Genomic DNA, 26,435 nt, shown 5'->3' with positions numbered 1-26,435 from the left:
CGCCAACGACGCCAACGACGCCAGCAACACCGGCACGGGCCACCACGCCAGCGACGGCGCAGAACGCCACGGCGACGGATTCGACCGCGACACCAATTAGTGACGCGGGCGTTACGGCAAGTCTGGAGTCACTGGCAGCTAGTGTCACTAGCGGTGCGTCAACGGCGGCTGCAGCTAGTTCCGCGGCGGCTGCAGCAGCTCGTGACGTGGCCAATACGACTAACGTTGACGTCACTGACGCGATCGACATTAACGGTACCGATGCGCAAACACAGCGGGCCGTCACTCCAGCTGGCGTTACGGCTACCATCATCAACGTCAGTGAACAGTCACAAAACCGGATTCCTGGTGGTAGTGCGCAGTCGACTTACACCTACTTTGCCCAGAAGGTTGCTGATACCCAGACGCAAGCGGCAGTTCAGTACGAACTGTTACTCCGTCAGTGGGACAGCGGCGTGAACAACTGGGTGCTGCCTTCTAGCTTCGGTATCACCGTGGGGATGCAGACCCGGTTAATGGAACAAGCGCTGCGGAGCTTGGACTCTCATAACATCAGCATTAACCTGACCACCAGTCAGTTTACTGATCCAGCGGTGGTTCGGCGTCTGAGCGAGTTTGGTCGCGAACAAACGCAGGGCACCCTCACCATTGAATTAGGTGAGTTACCATCCACGGACCAACTGGCAAGCGTTCTGCCAACGTACCATGCTGGTGGTGTCCAGGTTGTTCTGGGTGACGCGCAGAATACTGACGTTAACAGCGATACGGCTGCACGGGCCGCACAACAGCTGGACGGCTTCAAGTTCGCCCTACAGAAGTTACGTGCTCGTGGTGCTGATCAAGGCTGGGTTCAAACGGCTCAGCAATGGCAAGCACTGGCCCAGGCCAACGGCGGTAGCTTTACCCTTGAAGGGATTGAAACGCAGGATGACCTCAGTGTTGCTCAGCAGATGGGCGTTGAAAAGGTTCAGGGCTTCCTGTTAGGCAAGCCGGCCGAACCGACCGAGATCAACTTTAATTAAATGGTGAGTGGTTACTAGTAAAATCAGGTAAACATCACTTAGCGGGTGCGCTATCAATGATGATGGCGCATCTTTGCTTACATAGCGTAAGAAATTTACGGTGTTGGTCCCATTTCCGGGATAAGTTGCAGTAGAATGGTCTGTAACTAAGAGTATGTAGTTATCGGCCACTGGGGAGTGGGCGGATCGGTTTGAAAAATGGGGGAATCACCATTGAATACGTACACTTATTTTGCCCAAGCAATCGTGAACGTGACTACGCGCAAAGTAGAGGAGTATGAGTTGCTGTTGCGTGCCTGGTCACCCCAAGACCGCGACTGGTACCTGCCGGAAACGTTTGATATTTCGGTGGGCATGCAGACGCGGATGCTCAAAGAAGCGTTGAAAAATCTCGACGTGCAGCGGGTCAGCATCAACTTGACACCAGAACAATTTGCGAGCCGGTCAGTGGTTCAGCGCCTCGCCCGGTTTGTGAAGCAGACGCCCAGGCTGGCACAGCTAACGGTGGAACTAACCGCGGCTCCCACGGTGGAGGAGTTGACCACGATGGGGCCGGAGTATCACCAGCACCAGATGTTGATTGCCCTGGACGATGTGGGTTCGGACATTGATGATATTGGCTTGGTAGAACAGTTGGCCCCGGGGGTCGATAGCTTTAAGTTTGCCCTCCAGAACCTCCGTGAGCAGGGGGAGACGGCGGACTTGTTGGGTCGGGTGCAGCCGTGGGCAGATCTAGCGCACGCTCACGACATTCAGTTTACGGTCGAAGGGGTCGAGACGTACGCCGACCTACAGTTAGCCCGGTCGGTGGGGGCCAGCCATGCCCAAGGATTCTTCTTCAACCACCCGACGTCACCCAATCAGCGTAACGAACGGGCTTTTGCCCAACAAATTAGTAATTTGAATGATTTAATTTAATCGTGAACATTTGCATTAATATTAGCGGCGGTGGGTTTAATCCCACCGCCGTTTTTATTAGAGCCAACCGTGAGCGTGGGGGCCGGCATGATGAGGGCCAAACGGCTGATTGTGGCTGCGGCGGGCGATGAACCGCTCACATTTTTGTCCGCATTGCTCATCTAAACGTGCAATTTTGCCGATATAAATGTGGCGAAAACTAGTTTTAAGTGAGAATTCGGTGTACAATAGGTTCATCTTGAAACATAGTAGGGGGAAACAACTATGAAAAAGAAGTCAGTGATGCTGGGAGCAATGCTGACCACGATGGTTGCCTTGTTGGCTGCCTGTGGTTCCAGTTCCAGCTCATCTAACAAGAAGTCATCCGTTACATATATGCAGGGTGATGTGCTCCAGACCATGGATCCAGCCTTGGCGACCGATGTCATTTCTGGTCAGTCGCAGACTGATGTATACTCGGGTCTCTTCCGTTGGGACAAGACCAAGCTGACCCCAGATATGGCAGCCAAGATGCCGACTGTATCTAAGGACCAGAAGACCTACACCTTCACGTTGCGGAAGAATGCTAAGTGGAGTGATGGTAAGGAAGTTACCGCGCAAGACTTTGTCTACGCGTGGAAGCGCGCCATCGACCCGAAAACCAAGTCTGAATATGCCTACATCTTCTCTGGCATCAAGAACGCTGACGACATCATCGCCGGCAAGAAGCCAGCCTCAACTTTGGGCGTTAAGGCTTTGAGCAAGACCAAGTTCCAGGTTCAGTTGGACAAGGTTATGCCTTACTTCAACAAGATGATTACCCTGCAAACCTTCGACCCGGTTGAACAGTCCCAGGTTAAGAAGGAAGGTTCCAAGTTCGGGACTAACGCCAAGACGCTGACCTTCAACGGACCTTACAAGTTGGGTAAGTGGACTGGTTCTGAAAACTCTTGGACTGAAACCAAGAACAACAAGTACTGGAACGCTAAGAGTGTGAAGATCAACAAGATCAAGTACCAGGTGATCAAGGAAAACAACACCGCGTACAACCTGTACACGTCTGGCAAGGCTGACGACGTTACCGTTACTGGTGACACGGCAACCCAGGCCAAGAACGACAAGGGTTACACTGTCGTTAAGCAGAACGCGACCTACTACCTGGTTCCAAACTTGAAGCGGGTTCCAGCCTTCAATAACCAGAAGATTCGTCAGGCTATTTCCATGTCCATCAACCGTGCCGAATTTATCAAGAAGGTGCTAGGCAATGGTTCCGTTCCTGCTAAGACCGTTGTGCCTACCGACATGATGATCAACAGTAAGGGCAAGGACTTTACCACTGACGCTACCAATGGCGTCACGACCAGCAACTACGACTTGAAGAAGGCTAAGGAACTGTTCAAGGAAGGTATGAAGGAAGCCGGCAAGACTGACCTGACCTTCACGCTGTTGAGCGACGATACCGACACTGCTAAGTCCACGCTGGACTACCTGCAGTCCGCAATCGGTCAGTTGTCCCAGACTGGTGCTAAGTTGACCGTCAAGACGAAGTCCGTACCGTTCAAGACCCGTCTGACCCTGTCCACTGATGGTGACTTCGACATGGCCATTGAAGCTTGGTCCGCTGACTTCCCAGACGCGATCAGCTTCCTAGACATGTTCACTACTGGCAACTCCTACAACTACGGTGCTTGGAGCAACAAGCAGTACGACAGTCTGATTGCTGCCTCCAAGGGTGCTGACGCAACGAACACCACGAAGCGTTGGAACGACATGGTTCAGGCTGACCAGATTCTGGCTAAGCAGTCCGGTGTCATTCCTCTGTACCAGCTGGGTGCTGCCCACCTGCGTAACACTAAGCTGCAGGGTGTCACTACCAGCCCTAACGGTATGATCAACTGGGTCAAGGCTTCCTACAAGTAAGCTTTCACTGAGTAGCAAAAAGCGTAACCTCCGGGTTGCGCTTTTTGTGTGTTGTGCGCTAACCAGCCACGCTTTGGTGGTCTTTGTCTGTGAAACACTGTATAATTGATGAGCGCGTGGTTAAAGCGACGTAATGATTGGGAGGTTGTTTGGGGATGAAGAAGCATTCAGCGTTGGTAGGCATTGGGTTGGTCATCATGGTGCTCGTTCTAACGGCCTGTGGTGGTCAAGCGCAACGCCCAGCGCGTACGACCGTTAACGTGATGCAGGCAAGTCCACTCCAATCAGTGGATCCGGCGCACGCTAGCGACATTGTGAGTGCTCAAACCATGATGGACGTGTATTCCGGGCTTTACCGTTACAGCAACAAGCAGCTCCACCCCGACATGGCGGCCCGCATGGCCACCATCTCGCATGATCAGAAAACCTATACGTTTCACTTGCGCCGTAACGCCCGCTGGTCGGATGGCCGTCACGTCACCGCACAGGACTTTGTGTACGCGTGGCGGCGGGCGGTCAACCCGGCCACCAAGTCACCCTACGCGTACGCCTTTAATGACATTGTGAATGCCCAGGCCATCGGGGCCGGCAAAATGTCGGCGCAACGGCTAGGGGTAGTGGCCCTCACCCGCACTACTTTGCGGGTGCGGCTAACCAAAGCCGTGCCGTACTTTGAAAGCATGTTGACCATGTCCGTCTTTGACCCCGTCGAACGTACCCAAGTGACCAAGTATGGATCGCAGTACGGGACCAGCGCGGCTACGCTCACGTTCAACGGTCCTTACCGGCTCACTAAGTGGCGCGGTAAGGGGGCGCAACGGTGGGTTGAGACCAAAAATCCAACCTACTGGCGGGCACACCAAGTCCACCTGCACCGGGTCACGTACCGCGTCGTGAAGTCCAGCCAGCACGCCCTCAAGCTGTTCCGGCAAGGACAACTGGACGACATTACCGTCAGTGGTAGCAGTACCCACAAGGCCAAAAAGATGACGGGGTACCATGTAGTCAAACAAAATATTGCGACCTACCTGGAGCTGAATCAGGCGCGGGTACCGGCCCTTAAAAATCAGTCAGTCCGCCAGTCTTTGGCGTTAGCCATTAACCGCGCCGGCTTGATTCGTGACGTGCTGGGTGACGGCTCGCAGCCGTTGACCACCATCGTCCCTGCCGGAATGTTTTACAACGAGCAAAGTGGTGCGGACTTTGCGACCAGCGCGGCCAATGGGGTCAGCCGCTATAGCAAGTACGACCTGGAACGCGCCCGGAAACTGTTTAAGGCGGGCATGGCCGCTACGGGGCAGACGCAACTCACGCTAACGGTGATTGGCGCCGACACGGATAGTGCCAAAGCGACGTTGCAGTACCTGCAGCGGTCGCTGGCAGCGTTGAGTCAGCCACAGGCGACGGTGACGGTCAAAGTAGTACCACTCAGTTTGACTGACCGGCTAGCCCGGCTACGGACGGGCAACTTTGACCTTGCCCTCACGGCGTGGTCGGCAGATTATCCTGATCCCGCCACGTTCCTGAACTTGTTCACGACTGGCAACAGCAACAATCATGCTGGGTGGTCGAACACTAAGTATGATCAGTTGGTGAACGCCGCCCAGACGACGGATGCCGGTAACGTTACGCACCGGTGGCACGACTTATTGGCAGCTGATCAGTTGTTGACCCGGTCGGTGGCAACGATCCCGCTGTACCAAGTCGGCCAGGCCCGGGTCCGTAACCCGCAGTTGCATGCCCGGTACAATAACCCGAACGGTCTCGTAAACTGGGCGACCGCGTATTACCAAGGTCAATAACTAGTACTAATCAAATCCACATTAACGAGCCATGTTGACGTTCTTTGGAGCGTGAATATTGGCTCGTTTTTTGGTGACTTTGCTGCCGTTAGCAGGTGCGACGCCGCACATAATGGCTAAGTGAGCTAGGCATGTGACGCGTGTGAGTGCAAAATTTGAACTTTTTGAATAAAATGTGATAAAAATGTGTAGACATGAGTTAAAAATGAGTGTATTATCATTTACATAAACGCACAGAGGTAATCATCACTGTACATATTTTAGGAGGCAATCATTCATGAAGAAGAAGCCATTATTGCTTGGCTCAATGCTAACAACCATGGTCGTTCTCTTAGCTGCTTGTGGCAGTAGTAGTGCCAGTGCTGCAAAGACTAAGTCGATGACCCGCATGGTTAAGGATGTCATTCAGACTATGGACCCCGCGCAGGCGACCGACGTTATTTCCGGTCAGACTTTGCAGGACACCACGGCCGGATTGTTGCGGTTTAAGGGCAAGAAGCTCGAACCAGACTTGGCCAGCAAGATGCCTAAGGTCTCTAAGGACCAGAAGACTTACACCTTCACGTTACGCAAGGGTGCTAAGTGGTCTGACGGTAAGGAGATCACCGCGAAGGACTTTGTTTATTCTTGGGAACGCGCGGCGGACCCGAAGAATAAGTCCGAATATTCCTACATCTTCTCAGGTATCAAGAATGCGGACGCCGTTATTGCCGGCAAGAAGGACCCATCCACAATGGGCTTGAAAGCTGAAGGCAAGTACAAGCTCGTTGTTACTTTGGACCGGGTCATGCCTTACTTTGAAAAGATGATCACGCTGCAGACCTTCAACCCCGTTGAAAAGTCTGAAGTGCAGAAGTACGGTAGCAAGTTTGGTACGAACTCCAAGTACATCACGGCTTCTGGCCCATACAAGTTGACCAACTGGAATGGTTCTAACAACACTTGGACTGAAGTGAAGAACAAGGATTACTGGAACGCCAAGAACGTGCACCTGGACAAGATCAAGACGACTGTTGTTAAGGATACTTCCACAGCCGTTAACTTGTTCCAGTCCAACAAGCTGGATGACGCGGTTATTTCCGGTGATACTGCCACCCAGATGAAGAATGACAAGGCTTACAAGACGATGGTTCAGGGTCGTACGACTTACCTGGAAATGGAACAGAAGAAGGTTCCGGCCTTCAAGAATCAGAAGATTCGTCAGGCCCTGTCCCTATCCATCAACCGTTCCCAGTTCATCAAGAAGGTCTTGGGTGATGGCTCGCGTCCGGTTTACACGATCCTGCCATACAAGTCCATGTACAGCGCTAACGGCACCGACATTGCGGCGGCCGCAACTAAGGGTGTCAAGCAGTACAACGATTACAACTTGGCTAAGGCTAAGCAGCTGTTCAAGGAAGGTATGAAGGAAGCCGGTTTAACTTCATTCAGCTTCACCATCACTTCTGATGATACTGATGCGGCTAAGTCCACGACTGAATACCTGCAGAACGCCTTTGAAAAGCTGAGCACTAACGGTGCTAAGTTGACGGTTAAGACTAAGTCCGTACCGTTCAAGACGCGGATTACCTTGTCCGAACAGCACAACTTCGACATGGTGGTTAGTGGCTGGCAGGGTGACTTCCCTGACGCCATCAGCTTCCTCGACCTGGAAACTACGGGCAACGCCTACAACTTCGGTCAGTGGAGCAATGCTGAATACGACAAGTACGTTCAGGCTTCCAAGACGACCGATGCTACCAGCACCACGAAGCGTTGGAACGACTTGGTTAAGGCTACGCAGATCATGGCCAAGGACAACGGGGTTATCCCTCTGTACCAGACCGGTGAAGCGCACCTGACTAACACCAAGATCAAGAACTACGATTACGGTCCAAACAACATGATCGACATGGAATCTGTCACTAAGAAGTAACGGATGCGTGCACGAAGCGACGTCCACCTCGGTGGGCGCCGTTTTGTGTGTCTTGACGGGCAGACTGAGGGAGTGGTGTAGCGTTGGGGCTTTGTGGACACCCAGCTGCTGGAACCGTATCGCGGCCATAAACGGGGTCGCAAACAACCAAGTAACGGTTACCAACCGTGCACAAACTCACTCGATGTGGCAGTTGGAAGCGTATACTGGAAGGCAGAAGACGTGAGAGAGGAAGTTTTGTTATGGTTACACCAGAAATCAAGTTGCTGAGCGCCGCCGAACAGGAGCGGTTTGACCGCCTGTACGCGTACACTGAAAGCGTGCTGGCGGCGGACCGCACCGGCCACTCGTTGGATCACATCAACCGCGTCCTGGCCAACGCCGTCCTGTTGCTGCACGACACGCCGGCTGCTGACACGTTGACCGTGGTGGCAGCCGCCACGCTCCACGACACTTACGACGATAAGCTCGTGGACAACGTGCCTGCCGCTCGCCGGAAGACGGCCGCCATGTTGGCGGATCAGGGGTTTGACCAAAGTAGCACGGCGGAAATCCTGGGTATTATCGACCAAATGTCCTATCGCTACAGCTTGGACCACGACGTTACCCTCGACCTTAACGGTCAGCTGGTACAGGATGCCGACCGGCTCGACGCCATTGGCGCTATCGGGATTGCGCGGACGTTTTACTACGGTGGGGCCCATGGCAGTCAGCTGTATGGGGGCGAAGTGCGTGAACACTTGAGTGGCGCGGAGTACCGTCACAGTAGCTCGGTACTCAACCACTTTGACGAAAAGCTCTTCAAACTGGTCGACCAACTCAACACCCCTGCTGCCCAGAAACTCGGCGCCCACCGGCAACAAGTCATGCGCGACTTTGTGGCTGAGTTCAAAGCCGAAGTGAATGGCGCAAAATAACAAATAAATCTTTCCAAAGTTGACTACGTTTAACCCTCCCAACCGCTTAAAATAATGGTTAGGAGGGTTAATTATTATGGTAGAGACTAACTTTGGTTATACATACCGCGAGTTACGGCAAGCCAAGGGCTATAGTCTGAAGTCGGCGGCCAGCGGTGAGGTGTCGGTGCAATTTTTGTCCCAGTTTGAACGCGGCGAGTCGCAGATCAGCTTTGAACGGCTGGACCACCTGCTGCGCAATATCCACGTCAGCCTGAGTGAGTACGTGGCCGCGGCCGGCAACGATCAGCTTAACTGGCTCGATTGGTGGGCGTACCAACTAACGGAAGCCTGGCGCCGCCGACCGGCCGATATCGCGGGTGCGGTGGGCATGGCGCCCGTGAGCGTACGACCCGTGGTGGCGGCGATTAACAGCATCGTGCTCCTCGACCAGGCGGACCAGCGGGGGGCATTGACCGGTGCGTCGCTGTCAGCGGTGACCGGTGTATTGCGGCGCACCGTGCGTCCGGGGATGTTTAGCAACCTGGTGGCCGCACTGTCCGCCTTTGCCTTGCCCAACGAACTGCGCGTCAGTACGGCCAACCGGCTCCTGGAGCAACCACCCATTCGGTCCTACGCCCGCTACTTGCGGCCGTGCACCACGATGTACGCCGTCGTGTGTTTAGCCGAAGCCGAAGCGATTTTAGGGCAGCCATGCTTGGCGGGACAGTGGCTGTCCCGGGTGGAGAGACACCTCGGACCCGTTGATATGTATGAACGGTTGATGGTCCGCAAAGTGCAGGCGGGGGTGCTGTTCGCTGAGGGGGCGGTGGTTGCCGCTGAACGGATGCGCGCGCAGGTGCTACGAGCATGGCGAGTACTGGATGACCCGACGGAGGAGCAACTGTTTACGGAACACATGGACGCGATGTTTGCGATGATGGAGGATGAACGCCATGGTACAGCCTAAATACGGGACGGCTTTTCGCGAGTTGCGCCAGGCCAACGCGGTGTCACAGTTGGCGCTGGCCGATAGTGATGCGGGACGGCAGGCCTTATCGCGGTTCGAACGAGGGGCGCATGCGTTGACGGTGATGCGGTTGAGCCGCATGCTGGACCGCATTCCGGCCACCTACCAGGAGTATTTACGGTTGCTGGCGCCCGATCCGGACGGCAGCTTTGAAGACTTCATGGTCATGCGTCAGCGCTTGCTGTACGGACCGGCGGGGCGCGTGCGGCTCCAGATGCTAGCGGCGCGGTACCGGAACCGCTACGACCGGGAGGGGCACGCGTGGTTGGAGCACCGGGCCGTCATGCTGGCGGCGACTCCGGACGGGCAAAGACGGCAAGCGGAACGCCAGCGGCTCTATTACTTTCTCCGGCAACAGGGCGCCTGGAGCCATTACGAGTTCGCGCTGTTCACGCACGGGTTGGCGACCACGCTCACGCTGGGCGATGTGCGCCAATTATGGGCGCAGTTAACGCAACCATTTGATGTCCGGACGCGGCTGGGCTACCAAAATCAGCGGCGTCAGATCGACGCGTTGTTAATGGTGGCGCAGGTGGCACTGGCGGCCGGGTGTCTGCCCCTCGCGGCGGCCGCGTTGCGGGTGACAGCCCAACTGCCCGCGCTGGCAGGAGGGCCATACGAAGAGTTGCGGTTGCAGGGCTTAGAGGCACTGTACATGATTCAGGACCCTGAGCAGTCGACCAAGGTGGGCCGGCAGCGGATTACCGCCATCATTGAATTGTGCGACTTTGTGGAGGACAAGACGGTGGCTCAGCGGTTGCGGACAGAACTAGCGGCACGCGCGTAAGGGTGCGGGTTGGAGTTCCGGCGCCAAATCGGGTATATTATGAAGGCGGTGCAGTTAGACGCCGCCTTAGCTCAGGAGGTAGAGCGCAGCCGTGGTAAGGCTGAGGTGGCTGGTTCAAGTCCAGCAGGCGGCATAAGTGCTACGTTGTTTGACGACGTTAACACAATAGGGCCAGACTCCACACGAGTCTGGCCCTATTTTGATCGTGGCTCCGCAACAAACACCCCCACCAGTTAGCTGGTGGGGGTGTTGGGCGTCGCTCAGGAGATGAGCCAAAACTGCACTGTGGGACGACTATGGCAATCATCGGGGCGCAGAAGTAATGCTGGCGGTGAGTAGCTACCAGGCGGTCTGGGGATAAGTAGCGGCGTCGGTGTTATTTTAACCCCGGCATGTGCAAAATAAAAGGCTAACGGGTTAACCGTTAGCCACATAATTTTATTCATTACAGTAACGCCCAGCAGTTATTGAGTACGTGCAGTACCATCGATACCCGCAGGTCGTCACTCCAGGTGTAGGCAAAGGCCATGCCCGCGCCCAACCCGCAGTAGGTCAAGAAGTTGATCGGGTCACCGGGTGAATGGACCAGGGCAAAGGCGATGCTACTGACGATGGCGGCAAACCAGCGGCTACCGCGGGTGCGTTGAGCAGTGAACGCGTTCATCAACATGCCGCGGAAAATGAGCTCTTCAATGATGGGTGAAAATAGGCCTACCGATAAGGACATACTCCAGGGGATGCGGCGCAAGTAACTGACCACGGCGCTTTGGTTACTACTTTGCGGTGCCAGGTGGTAGGTGGCGGCCAACCAGGCGGCTACCTGCACGACAATCAGGATTGCCAAGCCACCCAGTAACGCCTGCCAATTGCGGCGGCTAAGGAGGCGGCGCCGGTGGTCCGCAGGCGTCACGTTGCGCACGTAACGCCGGTACGCCCAGTATAGGCCCGTAATCAGTACTAGGTAGCCGGCCACCGTGACGGCGAGCGTCCCGGCGTCTTCATGATGCCCTGTGGGTAGCACCAGGACGTCCACTACTTGGTAGGCCAGGAAGGCCAGCAGGAAGCCTAATGTGCGTTGGGTGACCGAAAAATGCCGCATAACTATCCTCCGGGACTATGGCTGGGTTTCGGCGCTCGCGTTGTCCGGCGCGGTGGCCGCTAGGTACTGCTCACCGGTCTGGGCGGTGTACAGCGATGCGGGCACCGCGTCGATCAGCGGTGAGACCGCATCGCGTGCCACTAGCACCAGTTCGTGCAGGGTGCGGGTGCATAGCGTGTACAGGATGTCCCGGTCGCCGGCGCTCGTATAGGTGTCGGCGGAGACGTCAAAGCCGATGACGGCGTCGAACTCGAGCCCCTTAGCGAGATAGACGGGTAGCACCACGCAGCCGCGGCTAAGCTGGTGGTCATCCTTGCTGAGTAGCGTGACGTCCACGTCGGTCTGCAGGCCCAACGCAACTTTGCTGGCCGTTGCCGCGTCCTTGGTGAGGATCGCGACGGTCGGGTGGCGCTGTAGCAGGTGGTTGACCAGCGTCGACAGCACCGGCTGGTACGTGCGCCGTGGTACCGTCAGGACCAGCGGCAAATTACCACCGCGGCTGAATGCCGTGATGTCCTTGCCTGCTGGAATTAAGGCGTTGGCAAAGTCGGTGATGGGACGCGTTGAACGGTAGGACTTGTTGAGAGTCACGAGGCGGGGATGCAGGTCGGCAAAGTCGTGTTGCAACTCCGCCAGGTAACTCTGACTGTCAGCGTAATTGCCCGTGAACACGTCTTGAGCCACATCGCCGAGAAAGGTCAGTTGGGCGCGGGGGAAGGCGTGGTGCAGGTACTTGAGAATGGCGATACTGTAATCCTGCATTTCGTCGACAAAGACGGACTGGATGCCATGGTTTTGGCCACCGCCGGTCAGCACGTCGCGAATCATCATCAGTGGTGCCGCGTCATCGAGGCGCAGACGGTGGGCTTCCAGGTCAGCGCCGACCGCGTCACACATGGCCGTCCAGGTAGCTGCGTCCACAACGGTCTGCGGGTACTGACGGAGGAAGTCCAGGTAGTTTAGGTAGGGGTCGAAGAAGTAGTCGTCGTACAGGGCGGTGTAGACGGGCGCAAAGCGTTCGGCCACGACCGCGCGGGCCACAGCGCGTAGCTCGTCGGCGCCGTTTTCGAAGCGCTGGTCGCCGATGTAGTGCTGGACCTGTTCCTCGTTGAGGCTGGCCAGGGTGTCGTCGACCCAATCCTGGTGGGTTTCGAGGCCGATGCGGGTGTTGAGCCGCTTCATCAGGCGTTTACGCGTTTCGGCAAACTTATCGGCCAGGGTCATCTGCCGCGGAAGGCGGTCGTAAATTTTACGGATGTTTTTGGCGGCAAAGAAAGTCTCACCGTTGAGGTCGACGTCGACAAAGTGCGGTTCCGCTCCGTGCTTAGCGTACGCGGTGGCGGCGTCCATAAACGCAGCGCTCTCCTTGAGCCGCCGCATGGCTTTAGCGGCGGCGGGGAAGGAGGCTTCATCGCGTTCGAAGCGGTCAAAGAGGGTCTCCACCTGCAGCCCGGTTAGCCGCCGAGCAAGGAATTCAACCAGGGTGGTCTGAATCATGTTCTTTTCGCCCAAACTCGGCAACACCTGGGAAATGTAGGTGGCGTAGAGCTTGTTGGGCGAGAACAGGACCATCTGATTGGCGTCCAGCGTGGTGCGGCTGTGGTACAGCTGGAAGGCGATGCGTTGGAGCACAGCACTGGTTTTGCCGGACCCCGCAGCCCCCTGCACGAGCAGGAGGTCGGAGCTGGTATCACGGATAATGGTATTTTGTTCCTGCTGGATGGTAGCGACGATGTTTTGCATGTACTCGGAACTAGCGTCACCCAGCACTTCCTGGAGGATCGAGTCGCCAACGGTTTCGCTGGTGTCGAACATATTGCGAATTTGGCCGTCCTCAATCTGGAACTGGCGTTTATTATTCAAAGTTGCGTGGGCGGTCCCGACTGGGGTGGTGTAGTCGACGGGTCCCAGCGTCCCGTTGTAATAAATAGAAGCAACGGGGGCGCGCCAGTCGTAGACCAGGAACTGGTTATCGCTATCCTGGAAGGTCCCAGTACCGATGTAGAGGGTGTCGTCCTCACCATCTTCGGTGATGTAGATGCGACCAAAGTAGGGTGAGCGGGCCAGCCGGGTGAGGCGAGTCTGTTCCTTTTGCAGGATCTGCTCGTTTTCGACGGCGCGTGCAACCAGTTGCTTTTGCTGTTGCACGGCGGCGTTAGTTTCCATGCGGTCGTCGACCTCGGTGATGTTGACCTTAGTGTTATCACCGTAATTCTGTTCCACGTCACGAGTTTCGGCGTGTGCGGTGTCGATTTGGTGTGCGACTACATCCAGCCGGTGGTGCAGCCGGTCAATGACGTGGTCGACGCGGCGCTGTTCATCTGCGCGCGATGCATTTTGCATGGGACAACCCTCCTTTACTTCCACTTCTAAATTGATAGTACATTGTACTTCCCGCCGGCCAAATGTGCAAGTGAGCACGCTGGTATGATTTCGGGCAGCTTGAGTGTGGGTAGTTTCGGCTTCTCTTCTGTGGAAGACAAACGTGGTGGTGTCTGCCAAAGAAGAATAAGCTGTGCGTTTTGTGGTATTGGCTCTGGGTCAATGGTGTGTATAATACGGTAACTCTTTGACGTGTAGTTGACCTCAAAATAGCGGGAATCTGCGGCTGGTGGTAGGAAGCTACGGCGTAGGACGTAAGCCACAGTCCCACCGCCGACCACAGATTCTACCCACGCAAGCCGCAACTACCTGACCCCGACCAACCCTAAATCTTACGCACTAAGCCAGGGACGTGTGGTACAATTGAAGCCATATGTAAGCGTCCGCAATTAATTCGTGGCGGGTCCCGTGCCCACCAGCTTAGTAAAGGAAGTTCGATTATGCAGCAACAACCAGGTCAACCAGCAGCACCAGCCCAGATGGATCCTAAGCAGAGCAAGAGTTTCTGGATTCGTCATTACAAGGCTATTTGTATCATTTTGCTTGTCGTCGCCGTCTTTGGCGGGGCCGTTTACAAGTTGACGCGGCCGAAGCTGAGCGGTTTTATCCCTGACAACGTTTTCCGCGTGACCATGACGGGCAAGAGCGGCGCGCGGTCCACCTCCTACATGTACTTTGGCGACAAGGAATCCGGGTACGGGGCCGTGGGGTCTACCAGCCAGAAGAAACTGGAGAAGGCCGTCGCCCAACCCGGGTTCAAAGCTAACCTGAAGAAGCAGGTAGCTGGCGGCAAGCGCAACACGTACACCCTCAAGAACAACTCGACCCTCATTCTCTACGACGGTAACGCCGTGGCCTTTAAGATCAAGAGCAGTAAGATCGACGGTAACGAGCTGACCGGTACCCTATCAGCTGGGAACGGGTCCGTCGCCGTGACCCTCATGAAGATCGTGCAATAAATATTTCTACCTAACTAGGTCGCCAACGTGGCGGCCTTTTTTGGTGGGCATGGGGGAAAGATGCGGTGTCAATTTTACAGCAATCAGCTCACGTGCTGGGGCCATCCCCAGCATTAATGCCCACCATGACCCAACTTTGCCCCGATTATTTTCAGCAAACTACTGCTTTCACCAGTAACTTCTATTACAATAGGGAATTGTTTAGTCTACATATAAAAGTTGGGAGCACGTAATTATGTCGTTAGTTTTAACGTGGTGGGCGGCCCTCATTGGGCTGGCCGTCGCTATCATCTTAATTTTGCAGCACCTGAATCCGGTATATGCGTTAATGCTCGGAGCCGTGGTTGGCTGCTTGCTGGGTGGGGCCAACCTGACCCAGACCATTAACATTCTCATTGCTGGGGGCCAAAGTGTCATGGGCATCGTACTGCGGGTACTCGCGGCCGGCATGCTGGCGGGGGTCATGATGGAGTCTGGTGCCGCCGACACCTTGGCGCGGGCCATCGTCACCAAGATGGGTGACCGCCTGGCCATCCTCGCGTTGGCACTGGCGACCATGGTGATCACGGCCGTCGGGGTGTTCATTCCCGTCGCGGTCCTCATCGTGGCACCCATTGCTTTGGAGGTCGGCCAGCGGATGCACATCTCCAAGTTGGCGCTCCTTGTCGCCCTGTCTGGTGGGGGCAAGGCCGGGAACATTATCTCGCCGAACCCGAACACGATCGCTGCCGCCAAGGGCTTTAACGTTGAGTTGAGTCAGGTGATGATTGCCGACTTTGTTCCGGCCGTTGTGGCGCTGATCGTCACGGTGCTCGTGGCCACTTTGTTGAAGGGCAAAGGCTCGGCGGTACTCGAGCGCGACCTAGACATCCTAGCCAGTGAGGCGCACCCAGACAGCTTGCCGTCCCTCGGTACCGCGCTAGTCACGCCGGTGTTGGCCATCGTTTTGTTACTGCTCAACCCGATTGGGTCCCTGCTCCACATTGGCGTGTTGACCAAGTTCAGCTTGGACGCGATGTACGTGTTGCCGATTGCCGCCATTGTCGGCGCGCTGGCGATGCGCCAGGGGCACAAGTTGATGAGCTACGCGCAGGCGGGGATGAACCGCATGACTGACGTCGTCCTGATTTTGATTGGTGCCGGCGCGATTGGTGCCGTAATTACCTCCTCCGACCTGCCGGCCCAGTTAATTCACCTGATCAAAATGTCGGGCATCTCGGGTGTCTTCTTGGCACCAATTGCTGGTATCCTGATGGCAGGGGCCACCGCGTCCACTTCGACCGGGGTCATCCTGGCGACGGGGTCGTTTAGCAAAGCCGTGCTTGGCTTTGGCATCAGTCCGTTGGCGGGCGCCGCGATGATGCACACCGGTGCCATCGTCTGCGACCACCTGCCGCACGGTAATTACTTCCACGTCACGGCCAACGCGATGCGGATGTCGATCAGCGAGCGCTCGAAGGGAATTCTTTACGAGTCCCTGGTCGGGGGCGCCGCCGTAATCACGGCCACGATTATGTACGGGTTCTTCTAGAGGCAGTACGAGGCAAAGGAGAAGCAAAAAATGAAGTTTGTCATTGCTCCAGATTCATTTAAGGGCGGCCTGACCGCCAAGGAGGCGGCTCACGCGATGGCGACCGGCATCCGGCGCGTCTTTCCGGACGCTGATTACGCCCTCGTACCGATGGCCGATGGCGGTGAAGGGACCGTCCAGTCGCTGGTCGACGCGACTAACGGGCGGTTGGTCACCGCCACCGTGACTGGGCCACTAGGCGACCCAGTCACGGCCCAGTACGGGCTGCTGGGGGATGGGCACACGGCCGTGATCGAGATGGCGGCGGCCAGCGGCATCCAATTTGTTGATGACCAGACGCATAATCCACTGGTGACGACCACGTACGGCACGGGGGAGTTGATCCGCGCGGCTTTGGCGCAGGGCGTGGATAAGATCATCCTTGGTATTGGGGGCAGCGCGACGAATGACGGCGGTGCGGGGATGGCTCAGGCCGTGGGCGTGCACCTGCGTGATGCAGCTGGGCACGAGTTGCCGTTCGGTGGCGCGGCGCTGGCCAACTTGGCAACAATCGACCTCAGTGAGCGTGACCCGCTGCTGGATGACGTGGAATTGCTAATTGCGTCCGACGTCACCAACCCACTCGTTGGTGACACCGGCGCATCGGCGGTGTTCGGCCCGCAGAAGGGCGCGACACCCGCCATGGTGGCAACGCTCGACGCGGCTTTGGCCCACTATGCGGACGTGATTCACACCCAGGTGGGACCAGATTTGGCCCAGGCGCCGGGTGCGGGGGCTGCTGGTGGCCTGGGTGCCGGGCTAATGGCATTTACCCACGCGACGATGGCCCACGGTATCGACATTGTGGTCGAGTACAGCGGCTTGCGGCAGCAGGCCGCTGACGCCGACTTTGTCTTTACCGGTGAGGGCGGCATCGACTTCCAGACCCAGTACGGCAAAACGCCATACGGGGTGGCGCAGGTGACCAAAGCCGTGACGCCCGATGCGCCGGTGATCGTGCTCGCGGGGAACGTGGGCAAGGACGTTGACGTGCTGTACCGTCACGACGCCATCGACGCCATCTTCTGTACGGTGGCAGGCGCCAAGCCGCTGGCCCGCGCGATCGCGGATGGGGCGCATGACGTGGCCCAGACGGCAGAGAACGTGGCGCGGCTGATTGCGGCCATGCGGGGCTGATGATGAATAAATGGGGCGTTGTTGGTCGGGTTAAGGCTGATAACGCCCCGTTTGTCGGTGATGCTAGCTTACTAGTCCAAGCCACGGTACGCCAGCCAACAACTTCTTAAGAATCCCAGCCCACCCTGTTCAGCGGTCCCGCAATACGGTATATTAGATACCAGTGACAAAACTAAGATAAATTGATGGGGGTTCGCATGGCACAAGATAAGCAAAGTGGGTCGCAAGCAGCGGCTCAGACGAAGCAACCGTGGAGCAAGGCACGTAAGATTTGGACGTGCGTCGTAACGATCGTGGTGATTGTGGCGGCCATCGCCGGCTTCTTTGGTTGGCGTCAGGAGAGTGCCAAGGCTAAGTTTGCTGACCACATTTACCTGGTTACGTTGGCGGTCAACGGCAAGTCGAGTAACGCGCAGAGTGAAGTGTTCGCCTTTGGCAAGTACGACAAGAAGCAGGTGGCCTTCATGGACCTCAACTACTTCTACTACATTAAAAAGGCGTACCTGCGGAAGGTGCAGGCGGCGACGGCCAAGCAGTACGATGAGAGCTACAAGTTGAACGGCAATCACATCACGATTACCGGGAAGAACTTCAAGTATGACTTCAAGCCTTACACTAGCAAGAAGACCACTGAGACGTACGGGGCGAAGCGCAACCTGTACAGCGGTAAGTTCACGTACAACATCAAGAAGAGCGGTAAGACCAAGACCTACAAGGGTACGTACAAGCTGCGCGACATGGGGACCACCAACCAGTGGTACAAGACGGTCGGTAAGTACCTGAACACCAAGTCGGTCAGCCCGACTACTGGGAGTAGTTCGACAAGTAAGTAATACGAATCAATGCAGATAGACAGGTTGAAGGCGCACCGGCGTGGAGCTGGGGGCGCCTCCTTTTTAGTTTGTCAGTTACGGCGGTGGACTACCCAGACGGTCGTCGTACTACCAGGGGCCAGATTCTCTCCGCTCGGGCATAGCCGGTCATGCTATACTGGTTGGGAATAGCAAAAGCAGAGGAGTGTATATCCAAATGTCAAAGAAAGTCATCCTGACTGGCGACCGCCCAACTGGCCGCCTGCACATCGGCCATTACGTGGGTTCGTTGCGCAACCGTGTGGCACTACAAAATTCCGGCGACTACGAAAACTTCATTATGATTGCTGACATGCAGGCGCTGACCGACAATGCACGTGACCCCGAGAAAATTCGGCACTCGCTGTTGCAGGTGGCGCTGGACTACCTGGCCGTGGGCATCGACCCGGCCAAGTCCACCATCCTGGTGCAGTCCCAGATTCCCGCGTTGAGCGAGCTGACCATGTACTACCTGGACCTGGTCACCGTTGCGCGCCTGAACCGCAATCCCACCGTCAAGACGGAAATCAAGCAGAAGGCCTTTGGTGAGTCCGTACCGGCTGGCTTCCTGATCTATCCGGTTAGCCAGGCGGCGGACATTACGGCGTTCAAGGCCGACACGGTGCCGGTGGGAGATGACCAGGAACCAATGCTGGAGCAGACCCGGGAAATTGTACGCACGTTTAACCGCGTCTACAACACCGATACGCTGGTGGAGCCCGAGGGATACTTTCCACCCAAAGGCAAAGGGCGCCTGCCAGGGATCGATGGTAACGCCAAGATGAGCAAGTCACTGAACAACGGCATTTACCTCAGCGACGACGCCGACACGGTCAAGAGCAAGATCATGAGTATGTACACCGACCCGCACCACATTCACGTTCAGGACCCAGGTCAGGTCGAGGGCAACGTGGTGTTCACGTACCTCGACATCTTTGGCACCGATACCGACAAGATTGCCCAACTGAAGGAGCAGTACCGCCACGGTGGCCTGGGCGACGTGAAGATCAAGCGTTACCTCATCGACGTCATGGAAGCTATCCTGGAGCCCATTCGCACGCGGCGTGCCCAGTACGCTGAGGACATGGGCGCGGTAGCTGACATGCTGCATCGAGGCTCGGCGCACGCCAACGAGGTGGCCAACCAGACACTGGCAGAGGTACGGCAGGCTATTGGGGTCAATTACTTCGACTAGTGTTCTTTAACCGGACCGCAAGTGCATAAAATTCACAAGCAAAAACGGCATTCTGCTATCGTGGGATGCCGTTTTTATAAGGAATAATCGGCCGAATACCAGCAGCTAGAAGGAAATCTTAGGATAAATGTAACGGTTATTTAATATTTGACAGGAGTGAATGCTGGTCTCTGGGTTTGCGTATATGCAACTTCTTACGTATAGACCAATAGTGGGAATAGCGCGGTTGACAGCGGTTCCGTAGGCAGAGAGGCGCTGTTTATCACCCATTTTTCGCAAAGTTAGACAACGTTAGTAACTTGTTATGGGACCGCCAACCGTATGGTCAGCAGCCCATATCTATGATTTAATAATGTCAAGCAACGTTAAAATTAGGGTAAAAGTCCGCAAACTTTTCTAAAATGTGGACGCATCAATGTCGAATTTAGGTGGGAAAAAACGATATGGATAATGCAATTGATCTAACACGCCTCTGGGCTATCATCAAGCGCAGTCTCGTACCAATGATTGTGCTGGCGATTGTAGGCGGGCTGGTGGCTTTTATTGGGGCCAAGGTGCTGATTACGCCGAAGTACACGGCATCGACGACGATGCTAGTTAATAGAGCGGCTGATAGTACAGACGCAAACACACAGTACACGGCACAACAGGCTGATGTTCAACTTATTACTACATACAAGGGTATCCTTACGAGCCCTACTATTCTGGACACAGTGGCGAAGAATTTAACTCAGCCGCGGAAGGTGATGACGAAGAAGCCTACCAAGGCAGTCTATGGGCGGAAGTATAATTCTTACACTGATTCCTATAGTAGCTACTTAAAGACCAAGGCAAAACCGGCTGAGTACAAATTAGTGCCAGCTAAATATCAAGATATTACTGGTAGTGATTTGACGGATATGGTTTCCGTTACCAATGAAACTAATTCTCAACTGTTCACGGTTAACGTCGAAAACACCAGTGCCACGGAAGCGCGCGACATTGCCAATGAAATTGCATCTGTTTTCAGAATTAAGATTAGCAAAATTATGAGCGTTAAAAATGTCACGATCATGTCAAGGGCAACGGCAGATTACACACCGACGTCACCCAACCTGAAGCTCTTAGCGCTGATTGGGGTAGTTTTGGGTATCATTATTGGTTTTGCTTGGGGCTTCGTTCGCGAAGTTACGGACCGGACGATTAAGAGTCTCGACTTCATTACTGATGATTTGGGACTGACTAACCTTGGTATCGTTAACTACGTTCATAAAATGAAGAGTATTGATGCTGCCAAGGCGTCCAGTACAGTAGCAAATAAGCGCATAGATTCGGACCGGCTGGCTCCGCGAGGAACGACGCCAGCCGCGGTGACTAGTGATGAGACTGACCTGACCCGCGAATCATTAACGCGATCACGGCGCAGCGGCAGCCGACGGATTTAGGGGGCATATACGATGCGAATTCCTTTTTTTCATAAGCACTACAAAGAAGACATGACCTTCCAGACTCATGGCGTCCGGCTGGTTACCTATGCTGATCCCAAGCATGTTGTATCTGAACAGTTCAGAACGGTACGTACGAATATTGAATTTGCCGGTGCTGCCCTGGATAAGTTACAGGTGGTAATGTTTACTTCTGCGGCAATTTCAGAAGGTAAGTCAACGGTATCAAACAACGTTGCAGTTGCTTGGGCACAGTCTGGTAAGCGGGTATTACTGATTGACGCTGATTTGCGTCGTCCGACGGTACATGCAACATTTGATTTATTGAACACCGACGGTTTGACGAACGTCTTAGCGGGTAACGTCAAGGTGGAAGACGCCGTGAAAGACACGTTTGTGCCTAACTTAGCTGTGATGAACGCAGGCCCAGTGCCGCCAAATCCGTCTGAATTGTTAAATTCGCAGAAGATGGCGGACCTGCTGGCTTGGGCGCGTGAGCACTATGACATCGTAGTGTTGGATGTGCCACCAGTATTAGCAGTGTCAGATGTGCAAGTACTGGTGCCCGAGACCGATGGGGTGGTGCTCGTTGTACGTATGGAACACACGCTGAAGGGGGATTTGGAACGGACGGTTGAGGTCCTGAGAATGGCTCATGCGAAGGTACTTGGTGTGGTTGAACGGGTACACTCGAAACACGGCGATCGTGGCTATGGTTACGGCTACGGCTACGGCTACGGGTACGGAAACGACAGTAAGTAGGGTGCTTTTTTACAGATTCATTTTAAAAGTTGGGGGTTGATTGAATTATGGAAGCAATTCGTGTACAAAATGGGGAAAAGACTGAGGAGACGTATGTAAATTCGATTGGGGAACCAGTTAAGTCGTGGTATCTGCCAATTAAGTTTGCTTTGGACTTCATTACCGCCGCGGTGATTTTGGTATTGACTTCGCCAATTATTTTAATTACCGTGTTGGCGATTAAACATGAGGACAAGGGGCCAGCATTCTATCACCAGACGCGAGTAGGCTTGATGGGTCGCCATTTTACGGTCACGAAATTACGGTCAATGTATGTTGATGCAGAAAAACGCGGCGCGCAGTGGGCGGAGAAGGAAGATCCGCGCATTACGCGTGTAGGTCATTTTATTCGTAAAACGCGGATTGATGAATTACCACAACTTGTTGCAGTTCTAAAAGGTGAGATGAGTTTAATTGGTCCACGTCCAGAGCGTCCTGCTTTTACAGAACAGTTCTCGCATGAGTACCCGGGGTTTGAACAACGTTTACGTATCAAGCCAGGGTTAAGTGGCTATGCACAGGTACATGGCGGATACGATATTGACCCAGGTGAGAAGGCTAAGTTGGACCGGTACTACATAGAAAATTTTGGGCCAATGATGGATTTGGGTATTTTCTTTGAGACGATTAAGACTGTATTTACTGGGGAGGGTGCACGGTAATGGAGAACCCAATTATTAGGAACAGTAGGGTTTTAGTCACTGGTAGTGCCGGCTTCATTGGTTCCAATCTTGTAGATGCTTTAATTGGTGATAACGAGGTTGTGGTCGTTGACGATTTATCAATGGGAAGGGTGGAGAACCTTCCACAAAGCAATAATTTGCATTTCTTCAAGCATAGTATTGCGGATTTCAAATTCATGTCGGAATTATTGAAGGATTGGAAATTCGATTACATTTTCTTACTGGCTGCAGTTGCAAGTGTTGCGGACACAATTGTTCGGCCTGCTGAGACACATATTATCAATCAAGATGCTAACTTAAATGTCTTAGAAACAGTTAGGATAAATAAGTTAGACGTTAAGAAAATTCTATTTTCTTCTTCTGCCGCGGTTTATGGCAACAATCCAGAACTTCCCAAGAAGGAGACATCTCCGATTGACCCCCTTTCACCATATGCTGTGGACAAATTTGCTACCGAGCGTTTTGTAATTGATTATGGACGGTTGTATGATATTCCCACGGTAGCGACTCGTTTTTTTAACGTTTATGGTCCAAAGCAAAATCCAAAGTCTCCTTATTCAGGAGTGTTATCTATAGTTAGCGATGCATTGTATAATGCAAAAAAATTCACTTTATACGGTAGTGGTATGCAAACTCGGGATTTTGTGTACATTGATGATGTGGTAAACGCATTAATATTACTAATGCTGAGTGACAAAGCTCTAAATACTGTTTTCAATGTGGCTACTGGTGAGCAACATCCACTTATGGAAGTAATTAAAGATTTGGAACGCGTCGCTTCAAAAAAGGTTGAAATACTTATGGCTGATTCGAGGATTGGTGACATTCAGAACTCGGTTGCCGATATTTCTAAAATACGGGATTTGGGTTACAAGCCCCAATTCTCTTTGCAGAATGGTTTGGAAAAGTATTATCAATCATTAGGAGAATCATAATAGATTTTAGCGTTTTAATGTATGTATATTCGAAGAAAAGTCAGAGTGTTTTCAGCAAGCGCTTGAAAGTGTATTTAATCAGAACACGACTGTTAATGAGGTGCTTATCGTTGAAAACCGTGAAATTGGGAAAGATCTCAAAGAGGTTATCCAGGCAGCAAGAATAAAATTCAGGGTAATAAATGATATGTATGCTGAAAAGCTGTCTATGTTGCTTGATGTTAGGCTGTTTGTGAGAACTGTTTGGTACGTATTGTTCCATATAGAAATTCGAGAAGGACGGAGAATTGGAAAAACAACTGACGTGGTTTCGACTAATAGTATCAGCAACACAAAAGCCAAGAGTATGTAGGAATCGCTTCTTTCAAGGTGGTGAATTGTTCCGATGAGTTTAAAGTTTCCAAAGTTTTCAGTGCTTATGTCGGTCTACTGGAAGGAGAAACCGAGTAACTTACGCAAATCCCTAGAAAGTCTTGAACAGCAAACCGTGTTGCCAAATGAAATAGTCCTTGTTGAGGATGGACCTTTGGGCGCAAGTTTAGACAGGGTGGTTAAAGAGTTCTTGCAGACGAATGCGTCTCTGCAAGTTGTCAAAATATCTCATCAGACTGGTTTGGCAAATGCTTTAAATGTTGGGTTGAATCATGTTACATACGATTTGGTGGCTCGAATGGATTCTGACGATATTTCAGTTAAGGACAGATTTAAAATTCAACTTTCATATTTTTTGAATCAACCCGGTTTAACCTTGTTAGGTGGCCAGTTGCTTGAGTTTGAAGATGGTAATGAAGCAAATATAATTGGCAAAAGAGAAGTTCCCTTGAGCAGAAGGGCTATAGAACGATTTGCTAGGTTTAGAAGCCCCTTTAATCATCCCACTGTAATGTTCAGAAAGAAAGCAATCTTGGCACTTGGTGGGTATGAGCGTCTTGATTTTCTGGAAGATTATTTATTGTGGGCCAAACTAATAGCTACTGGCGCTGTTGTTACTAATTGCCCCGATGTTTTGTTGCTAATGAGATCTGGAGCGAATCTTTACGGAAGGCGCGGCGGCATGAAATATTTCAGAAATTATTGTTTACTGAGACGGAAACTACATTCTATGGGAATCATTAATTCCTTCCAGGTGATTATTGGGGATTTCGCTGTTCTTTCCAGTTCACTAGTGCCGACCTACGTGAGAGGCTTATTGTACAAGAAAATATTGCATAAAGGCTGATTTTACTAGTGGAGGAGGGTCGAAGATGAAATTTATTAAGGTAATAGAAAAAAATCCTGTGTCTCAGTTACTCTTGAGAACTGTTAGAATTGCGTATTTTCCCTTCTACAAAAAGGTTACTAAGAGTTTCAGACCATTTACGATAGCCAGTCTAGATGAAACGGTTAGTGAGTTAGCGAAAACGGGTAAGTCTTTTTCTAGATTTGGTGATGGTGAAATAAATATTATGTTTCGCAAAAGATCAATTGGATTTCAGAAATATTCCATGGGTCTGCAGAAAGACTTGCTAGATGTGGCTAGTCAAGAGAATAATGATGTTTTTATCGGATTGCCCCATGCGTTTCTTTCCACTTCCCCGGATAAATTGCTTGTGAAATCGTTTTGGTGGGCATACGTAGTTAATAATAGGGATAACATTACAAATTTTCTTAATCATTCACATAGAAGCTATTTTCTTGATACCAATTTTTCCAGGACGGTCACAGAAAGCCGCAGCAAGAAGACAATAAAACGGATTGTAACAAAGGTACGTCACTTGTGGGAAAATAAACGAGTTTTAGTTATAGAGGGAGCCGGGACCAGATTCGGTGTTGGTAATGGTTTATTTGAAAATGCCTTGAATGTTTCAAGAATCATAGCTCCATCACGCAATGCATATAATGTGATAAATAAAATTGAGTCTAGCGCAGTGGAGTTTATAAGCAAACAGCCGCGTAAAGATAATTTTATTGTTCTTATAGCTCTGGGACCTACAGCAACTGTGTTGGCGTCCAGGCTGTCAAGCATATGTCAGTCAATTGATATTGGACATTTCGATTTACAGTACGAGTACCTTGCAATGGGGAAATATCACAAAACAAATGTGCCAACCAGATATGATAATGAAATTATTAATGGTGATCATGTTGAAGATATCCACGATGAGGGTTATTTAGAGCAGATAGTTGCTGAGATAGATGAATAGGTCAGGTACGATAAATGATAGGAATAGTTGTTCTGAATTACAACACTTGGGAAGAGAGCAGGAAGTGTGTTGAATCTCTTCTCAACATAAATGAATATAAAGATATTTTTATTTATATTGTTGATAATCATTCTACCGTAGTTGCACCAGAGAAATTTGTTGATTTTATTAATGCAGATTCGCGAACGGAATTGATTTGGAATACTAAGAATTCTGGTTACAATGCTGGAAATAACGTTGGCATAAGGAAAGCTTTACAAGATGGCTGTGACTACATCTTGGTTTCTAATAACGATGTAACGTATGATCAAGATACCATACGAAGCATGGTCAGCATGTTCAGTTTGCATCCTGATGTCGGGATCGTTGGGCCAAAAATCATTGAGGGAAATGGTTCTATTCAGGAAATTAATATGTTAGTGCCCACTACTTTAGGTGGGAAATATAAGTATTTATTAGGGCACACACCTTTCAAGAGAATTGTTAGGAAATACATAAACACTTTTTCAGCGGACAGGTCGAATCTTTCTGCTCCCTTTTATGTAAGTTCAGTGTCAGGAGCTTGCTTGTTGATTTCCCGTGAATGTTGCCAAGCCATCTTTCCCTTTGATGAATTTCCTTTTTTGTATGAAGAAGAAATTATGTTGGGTCTAGCACTGTCCAAGACGAGATTTAAGACTTTATTAGATACGAATGCAACTGTTCATCATGTGCACGGGGCGTCTACTCACGGTATTGTAGCTTTCTCCTTTACTGAGTTTGTAAGAAGTGAAATGTATTACTGTTTGCATTATTTGCATAGCTCAAAAGTTGCTGTTATGCCATTATATTTGATACGGTGCGTGCAATATTTTTCTAGGTGTTTAGTTCGGGCAGACTACAGGCAGCAATTGAAACGTTTTTTTGCAAGGACGAGGGAGTCATTTAAATCTGCATAGTTCAGGAGA

Annotated in this window: 22 protein-coding genes and 1 tRNA gene; 21 read left to right on the top strand and 2 right to left on the bottom strand. The window is 52.5% G+C overall.

The window, feature by feature from the left end:
- From FD19_RS05335 to FD19_RS05295, 9 genes are all read left to right on the top strand, one after another.
- On the top strand, positions 1-1,022 hold a 1,022-nt coding region (locus FD19_RS05335; protein ID WP_056969296.1), incomplete at its 5' end, for an EAL domain-containing protein.
- Positions 1,023-1,235: 213 nt separating this feature from the next.
- A complete protein-coding gene (locus tag FD19_RS05330; RefSeq protein ID WP_054750961.1) occupies positions 1,236-1,940 on the top strand; it encodes an EAL domain-containing protein in 705 nt (234 codons plus the stop codon).
- 264 nt (positions 1,941-2,204) lie between these two features.
- On the top strand, positions 2,205-3,839 hold the full coding sequence (locus FD19_RS05325; protein WP_054750962.1) for a peptide ABC transporter substrate-binding protein: 1,635 nt from the start codon (positions 2,205-2,207) through the stop codon (positions 3,837-3,839).
- Between the two features lie 155 nt (positions 3,840-3,994).
- Positions 3,995-5,641: a peptide ABC transporter substrate-binding protein gene (locus FD19_RS05320; protein ID WP_056969295.1), complete on the top strand. Its 1,647-nt coding sequence runs from the start codon at positions 3,995-3,997 to the stop codon at positions 5,639-5,641.
- A gap of 277 nt (positions 5,642-5,918) precedes the next feature.
- A complete protein-coding gene (locus FD19_RS05315) occupies positions 5,919-7,556 on the top strand; it encodes a peptide ABC transporter substrate-binding protein (RefSeq protein WP_056969294.1) in 1,638 nt (545 codons plus the stop codon).
- 263 nt (positions 7,557-7,819) lie between these two features.
- Positions 7,820-8,473 (top strand): HD domain-containing protein, encoded by a 654-nt coding sequence (locus FD19_RS05310; RefSeq protein ID WP_056969303.1) that lies wholly within the window; start codon positions 7,820-7,822, stop codon positions 8,471-8,473.
- A gap of 76 nt (positions 8,474-8,549) precedes the next feature.
- The gene (locus FD19_RS05305; protein ID WP_056969293.1) at positions 8,550-9,422 is read left to right on the top strand and encodes a helix-turn-helix domain-containing protein; all 873 of its coding nucleotides are present in this window, start codon (positions 8,550-8,552) and stop codon (positions 9,420-9,422) included.
- Positions 9,409-10,269: a transcriptional regulator gene (locus tag FD19_RS05300; RefSeq protein ID WP_056969292.1), complete on the top strand. Its 861-nt coding sequence runs from the start codon at positions 9,409-9,411 to the stop codon at positions 10,267-10,269. The genes FD19_RS05305 and FD19_RS05300 overlap by 14 nt, the downstream gene beginning before the upstream one ends.
- A 60-nt stretch (positions 10,270-10,329) precedes the next feature.
- Positions 10,330-10,402 (top strand) — tRNA-Thr (locus FD19_RS05295).
- Between the two features lie 312 nt (positions 10,403-10,714).
- On the opposite strand, the gene FD19_RS05290 is transcribed toward FD19_RS05295, so the two are convergent.
- Both FD19_RS05290 and helD read right to left on the bottom strand, forming a co-directional pair.
- Positions 10,715-11,368, bottom strand: coding sequence for a CPBP family intramembrane glutamic endopeptidase (locus FD19_RS05290; protein WP_054750966.1), 654 nt, complete (start codon positions 11,366-11,368; stop codon positions 10,715-10,717).
- Positions 11,369-11,383: 15 nt separating this feature from the next.
- Positions 11,384-13,711 (bottom strand): RNA polymerase recycling motor HelD, encoded by a 2,328-nt coding sequence (gene helD / locus FD19_RS05285; RefSeq protein ID WP_056969291.1) that lies wholly within the window; start codon positions 13,709-13,711, stop codon positions 11,384-11,386.
- 479 nt (positions 13,712-14,190) lie between these two features.
- On the opposite strand from helD, the gene FD19_RS05280 reads away from it, so the two are divergent.
- The 12 genes from FD19_RS05280 to FD19_RS05225 all read left to right on the top strand — a co-directional run bounded on the left by FD19_RS05280 (position 14,191) and on the right by FD19_RS05225 (position 26,426).
- Positions 14,191-14,709, top strand: coding sequence for a hypothetical protein (locus FD19_RS05280; RefSeq protein ID WP_054750967.1), 519 nt, complete (start codon positions 14,191-14,193; stop codon positions 14,707-14,709).
- A gap of 235 nt (positions 14,710-14,944) precedes the next feature.
- Complete coding sequence (locus FD19_RS05275) at positions 14,945-16,240, top strand: GntP family permease (RefSeq protein WP_054750968.1); 1,296 nt, start codon at positions 14,945-14,947, stop codon at positions 16,238-16,240.
- 30 nt (positions 16,241-16,270) lie between these two features.
- Positions 16,271-17,416, top strand: coding sequence for a glycerate kinase family protein (locus FD19_RS05270; RefSeq protein WP_056969290.1), 1,146 nt, complete (start codon positions 16,271-16,273; stop codon positions 17,414-17,416).
- Between the two features lie 197 nt (positions 17,417-17,613).
- Entirely contained in the window at positions 17,614-18,249 is a 636-nt protein-coding gene (locus FD19_RS05265) for a hypothetical protein (RefSeq protein WP_054750969.1), read from the top strand.
- A gap of 196 nt (positions 18,250-18,445) precedes the next feature.
- Positions 18,446-19,462: a tryptophan--tRNA ligase gene (gene trpS / locus FD19_RS05260; RefSeq protein WP_054750970.1), complete on the top strand. Its 1,017-nt coding sequence runs from the start codon at positions 18,446-18,448 to the stop codon at positions 19,460-19,462.
- A 443-nt stretch (positions 19,463-19,905) separates the two neighbouring features.
- Complete coding sequence (locus FD19_RS05255) at positions 19,906-20,886, top strand: YveK family protein (RefSeq protein ID WP_082619511.1); 981 nt, start codon at positions 19,906-19,908, stop codon at positions 20,884-20,886.
- 12 nt (positions 20,887-20,898) lie between these two features.
- Positions 20,899-21,648: a CpsD/CapB family tyrosine-protein kinase gene (locus FD19_RS05250; protein WP_056969289.1), complete on the top strand. Its 750-nt coding sequence runs from the start codon at positions 20,899-20,901 to the stop codon at positions 21,646-21,648.
- A gap of 47 nt (positions 21,649-21,695) precedes the next feature.
- Positions 21,696-22,349 (top strand): sugar transferase, encoded by a 654-nt coding sequence (locus tag FD19_RS05245; RefSeq protein WP_056969288.1) that lies wholly within the window; start codon positions 21,696-21,698, stop codon positions 22,347-22,349.
- Positions 22,349-23,305, top strand: a complete 957-nt coding sequence (locus FD19_RS05240) for a GDP-mannose 4,6-dehydratase (RefSeq protein WP_056969287.1) — start codon at positions 22,349-22,351, stop codon at positions 23,303-23,305. Before FD19_RS05245 ends, FD19_RS05240 begins: the two co-directional genes overlap by 1 nt.
- A gap of 385 nt (positions 23,306-23,690) precedes the next feature.
- Positions 23,691-24,524, top strand: coding sequence for a glycosyltransferase (locus FD19_RS05235; protein ID WP_056969286.1), 834 nt, complete (start codon positions 23,691-23,693; stop codon positions 24,522-24,524).
- Positions 24,525-24,549: 25 nt separating this feature from the next.
- Positions 24,550-25,488: a GT-D fold domain-containing glycosyltransferase gene (locus tag FD19_RS05230; RefSeq protein ID WP_056969285.1), complete on the top strand. Its 939-nt coding sequence runs from the start codon at positions 24,550-24,552 to the stop codon at positions 25,486-25,488.
- A 14-nt stretch (positions 25,489-25,502) separates the two neighbouring features.
- Positions 25,503-26,426, top strand: coding sequence for a glycosyltransferase (locus tag FD19_RS05225; protein ID WP_056969284.1), 924 nt, complete (start codon positions 25,503-25,505; stop codon positions 26,424-26,426).
- Positions 26,427-26,435 lie beyond the last annotated feature (9 nt).

Origin of the sequence: Lacticaseibacillus thailandensis DSM 22698 = JCM 13996 (genome assembly GCF_001436135.1) — a bacterium.
Taxonomy (GTDB): domain Bacteria; phylum Bacillota; class Bacilli; order Lactobacillales; family Lactobacillaceae; genus Lacticaseibacillus; species Lacticaseibacillus thailandensis.
The sequence above is the reverse complement of the archived record's forward strand: the minus strand, read 5'-3'. Positions and strand labels throughout refer to the sequence as shown.

Coding starts and splice junctions, on each gene's coding strand:
- FD19_RS05280 (WP_054750967.1), top strand. CDS start 14,191: ATGCAGCAACAACCAGGTCAACCAGCAGCACCAGCCCAGATGGATCCT.
- FD19_RS05275 (WP_054750968.1), top strand. CDS start 14,945: ATGTCGTTAGTTTTAACGTGGTGGGCGGCCCTCATTGGGCTGGCCGTC.
- FD19_RS05230 (WP_056969285.1), top strand. CDS start 24,550: ATGAAATTTATTAAGGTAATAGAAAAAAATCCTGTGTCTCAGTTACTC.
- FD19_RS05250 (WP_056969289.1), top strand. CDS start 20,899: ATGCGAATTCCTTTTTTTCATAAGCACTACAAAGAAGACATGACCTTC.
- FD19_RS05265 (WP_054750969.1), top strand. CDS start 17,614: ATGGCACAAGATAAGCAAAGTGGGTCGCAAGCAGCGGCTCAGACGAAG.
- FD19_RS05255 (WP_082619511.1), top strand. CDS start 19,906: ATGGATAATGCAATTGATCTAACACGCCTCTGGGCTATCATCAAGCGC.
- FD19_RS05240 (WP_056969287.1), top strand. CDS start 22,349: ATGGAGAACCCAATTATTAGGAACAGTAGGGTTTTAGTCACTGGTAGT.
- helD (WP_056969291.1), bottom strand. CDS start 13,711: ATGCAAAATGCATCGCGCGCAGATGAACAGCGCCGCGTCGACCACGTC.
- FD19_RS05300 (WP_056969292.1), top strand. CDS start 9,409: ATGGTACAGCCTAAATACGGGACGGCTTTTCGCGAGTTGCGCCAGGCC.
- trpS (WP_054750970.1), top strand. CDS start 18,446: ATGTCAAAGAAAGTCATCCTGACTGGCGACCGCCCAACTGGCCGCCTG.
- FD19_RS05225 (WP_056969284.1), top strand. CDS start 25,503: ATGATAGGAATAGTTGTTCTGAATTACAACACTTGGGAAGAGAGCAGG.
- FD19_RS05315 (WP_056969294.1), top strand. CDS start 5,919: ATGAAGAAGAAGCCATTATTGCTTGGCTCAATGCTAACAACCATGGTC.
- FD19_RS05290 (WP_054750966.1), bottom strand. CDS start 11,368: ATGCGGCATTTTTCGGTCACCCAACGCACATTAGGCTTCCTGCTGGCC.
- FD19_RS05245 (WP_056969288.1), top strand. CDS start 21,696: ATGGAAGCAATTCGTGTACAAAATGGGGAAAAGACTGAGGAGACGTAT.
- FD19_RS05325 (WP_054750962.1), top strand. CDS start 2,205: ATGAAAAAGAAGTCAGTGATGCTGGGAGCAATGCTGACCACGATGGTT.
- FD19_RS05320 (WP_056969295.1), top strand. CDS start 3,995: ATGAAGAAGCATTCAGCGTTGGTAGGCATTGGGTTGGTCATCATGGTG.
- FD19_RS05305 (WP_056969293.1), top strand. CDS start 8,550: ATGGTAGAGACTAACTTTGGTTATACATACCGCGAGTTACGGCAAGCC.
- FD19_RS05270 (WP_056969290.1), top strand. CDS start 16,271: ATGAAGTTTGTCATTGCTCCAGATTCATTTAAGGGCGGCCTGACCGCC.
- FD19_RS05235 (WP_056969286.1), top strand. CDS start 23,691: ATGAGTTTAAAGTTTCCAAAGTTTTCAGTGCTTATGTCGGTCTACTGG.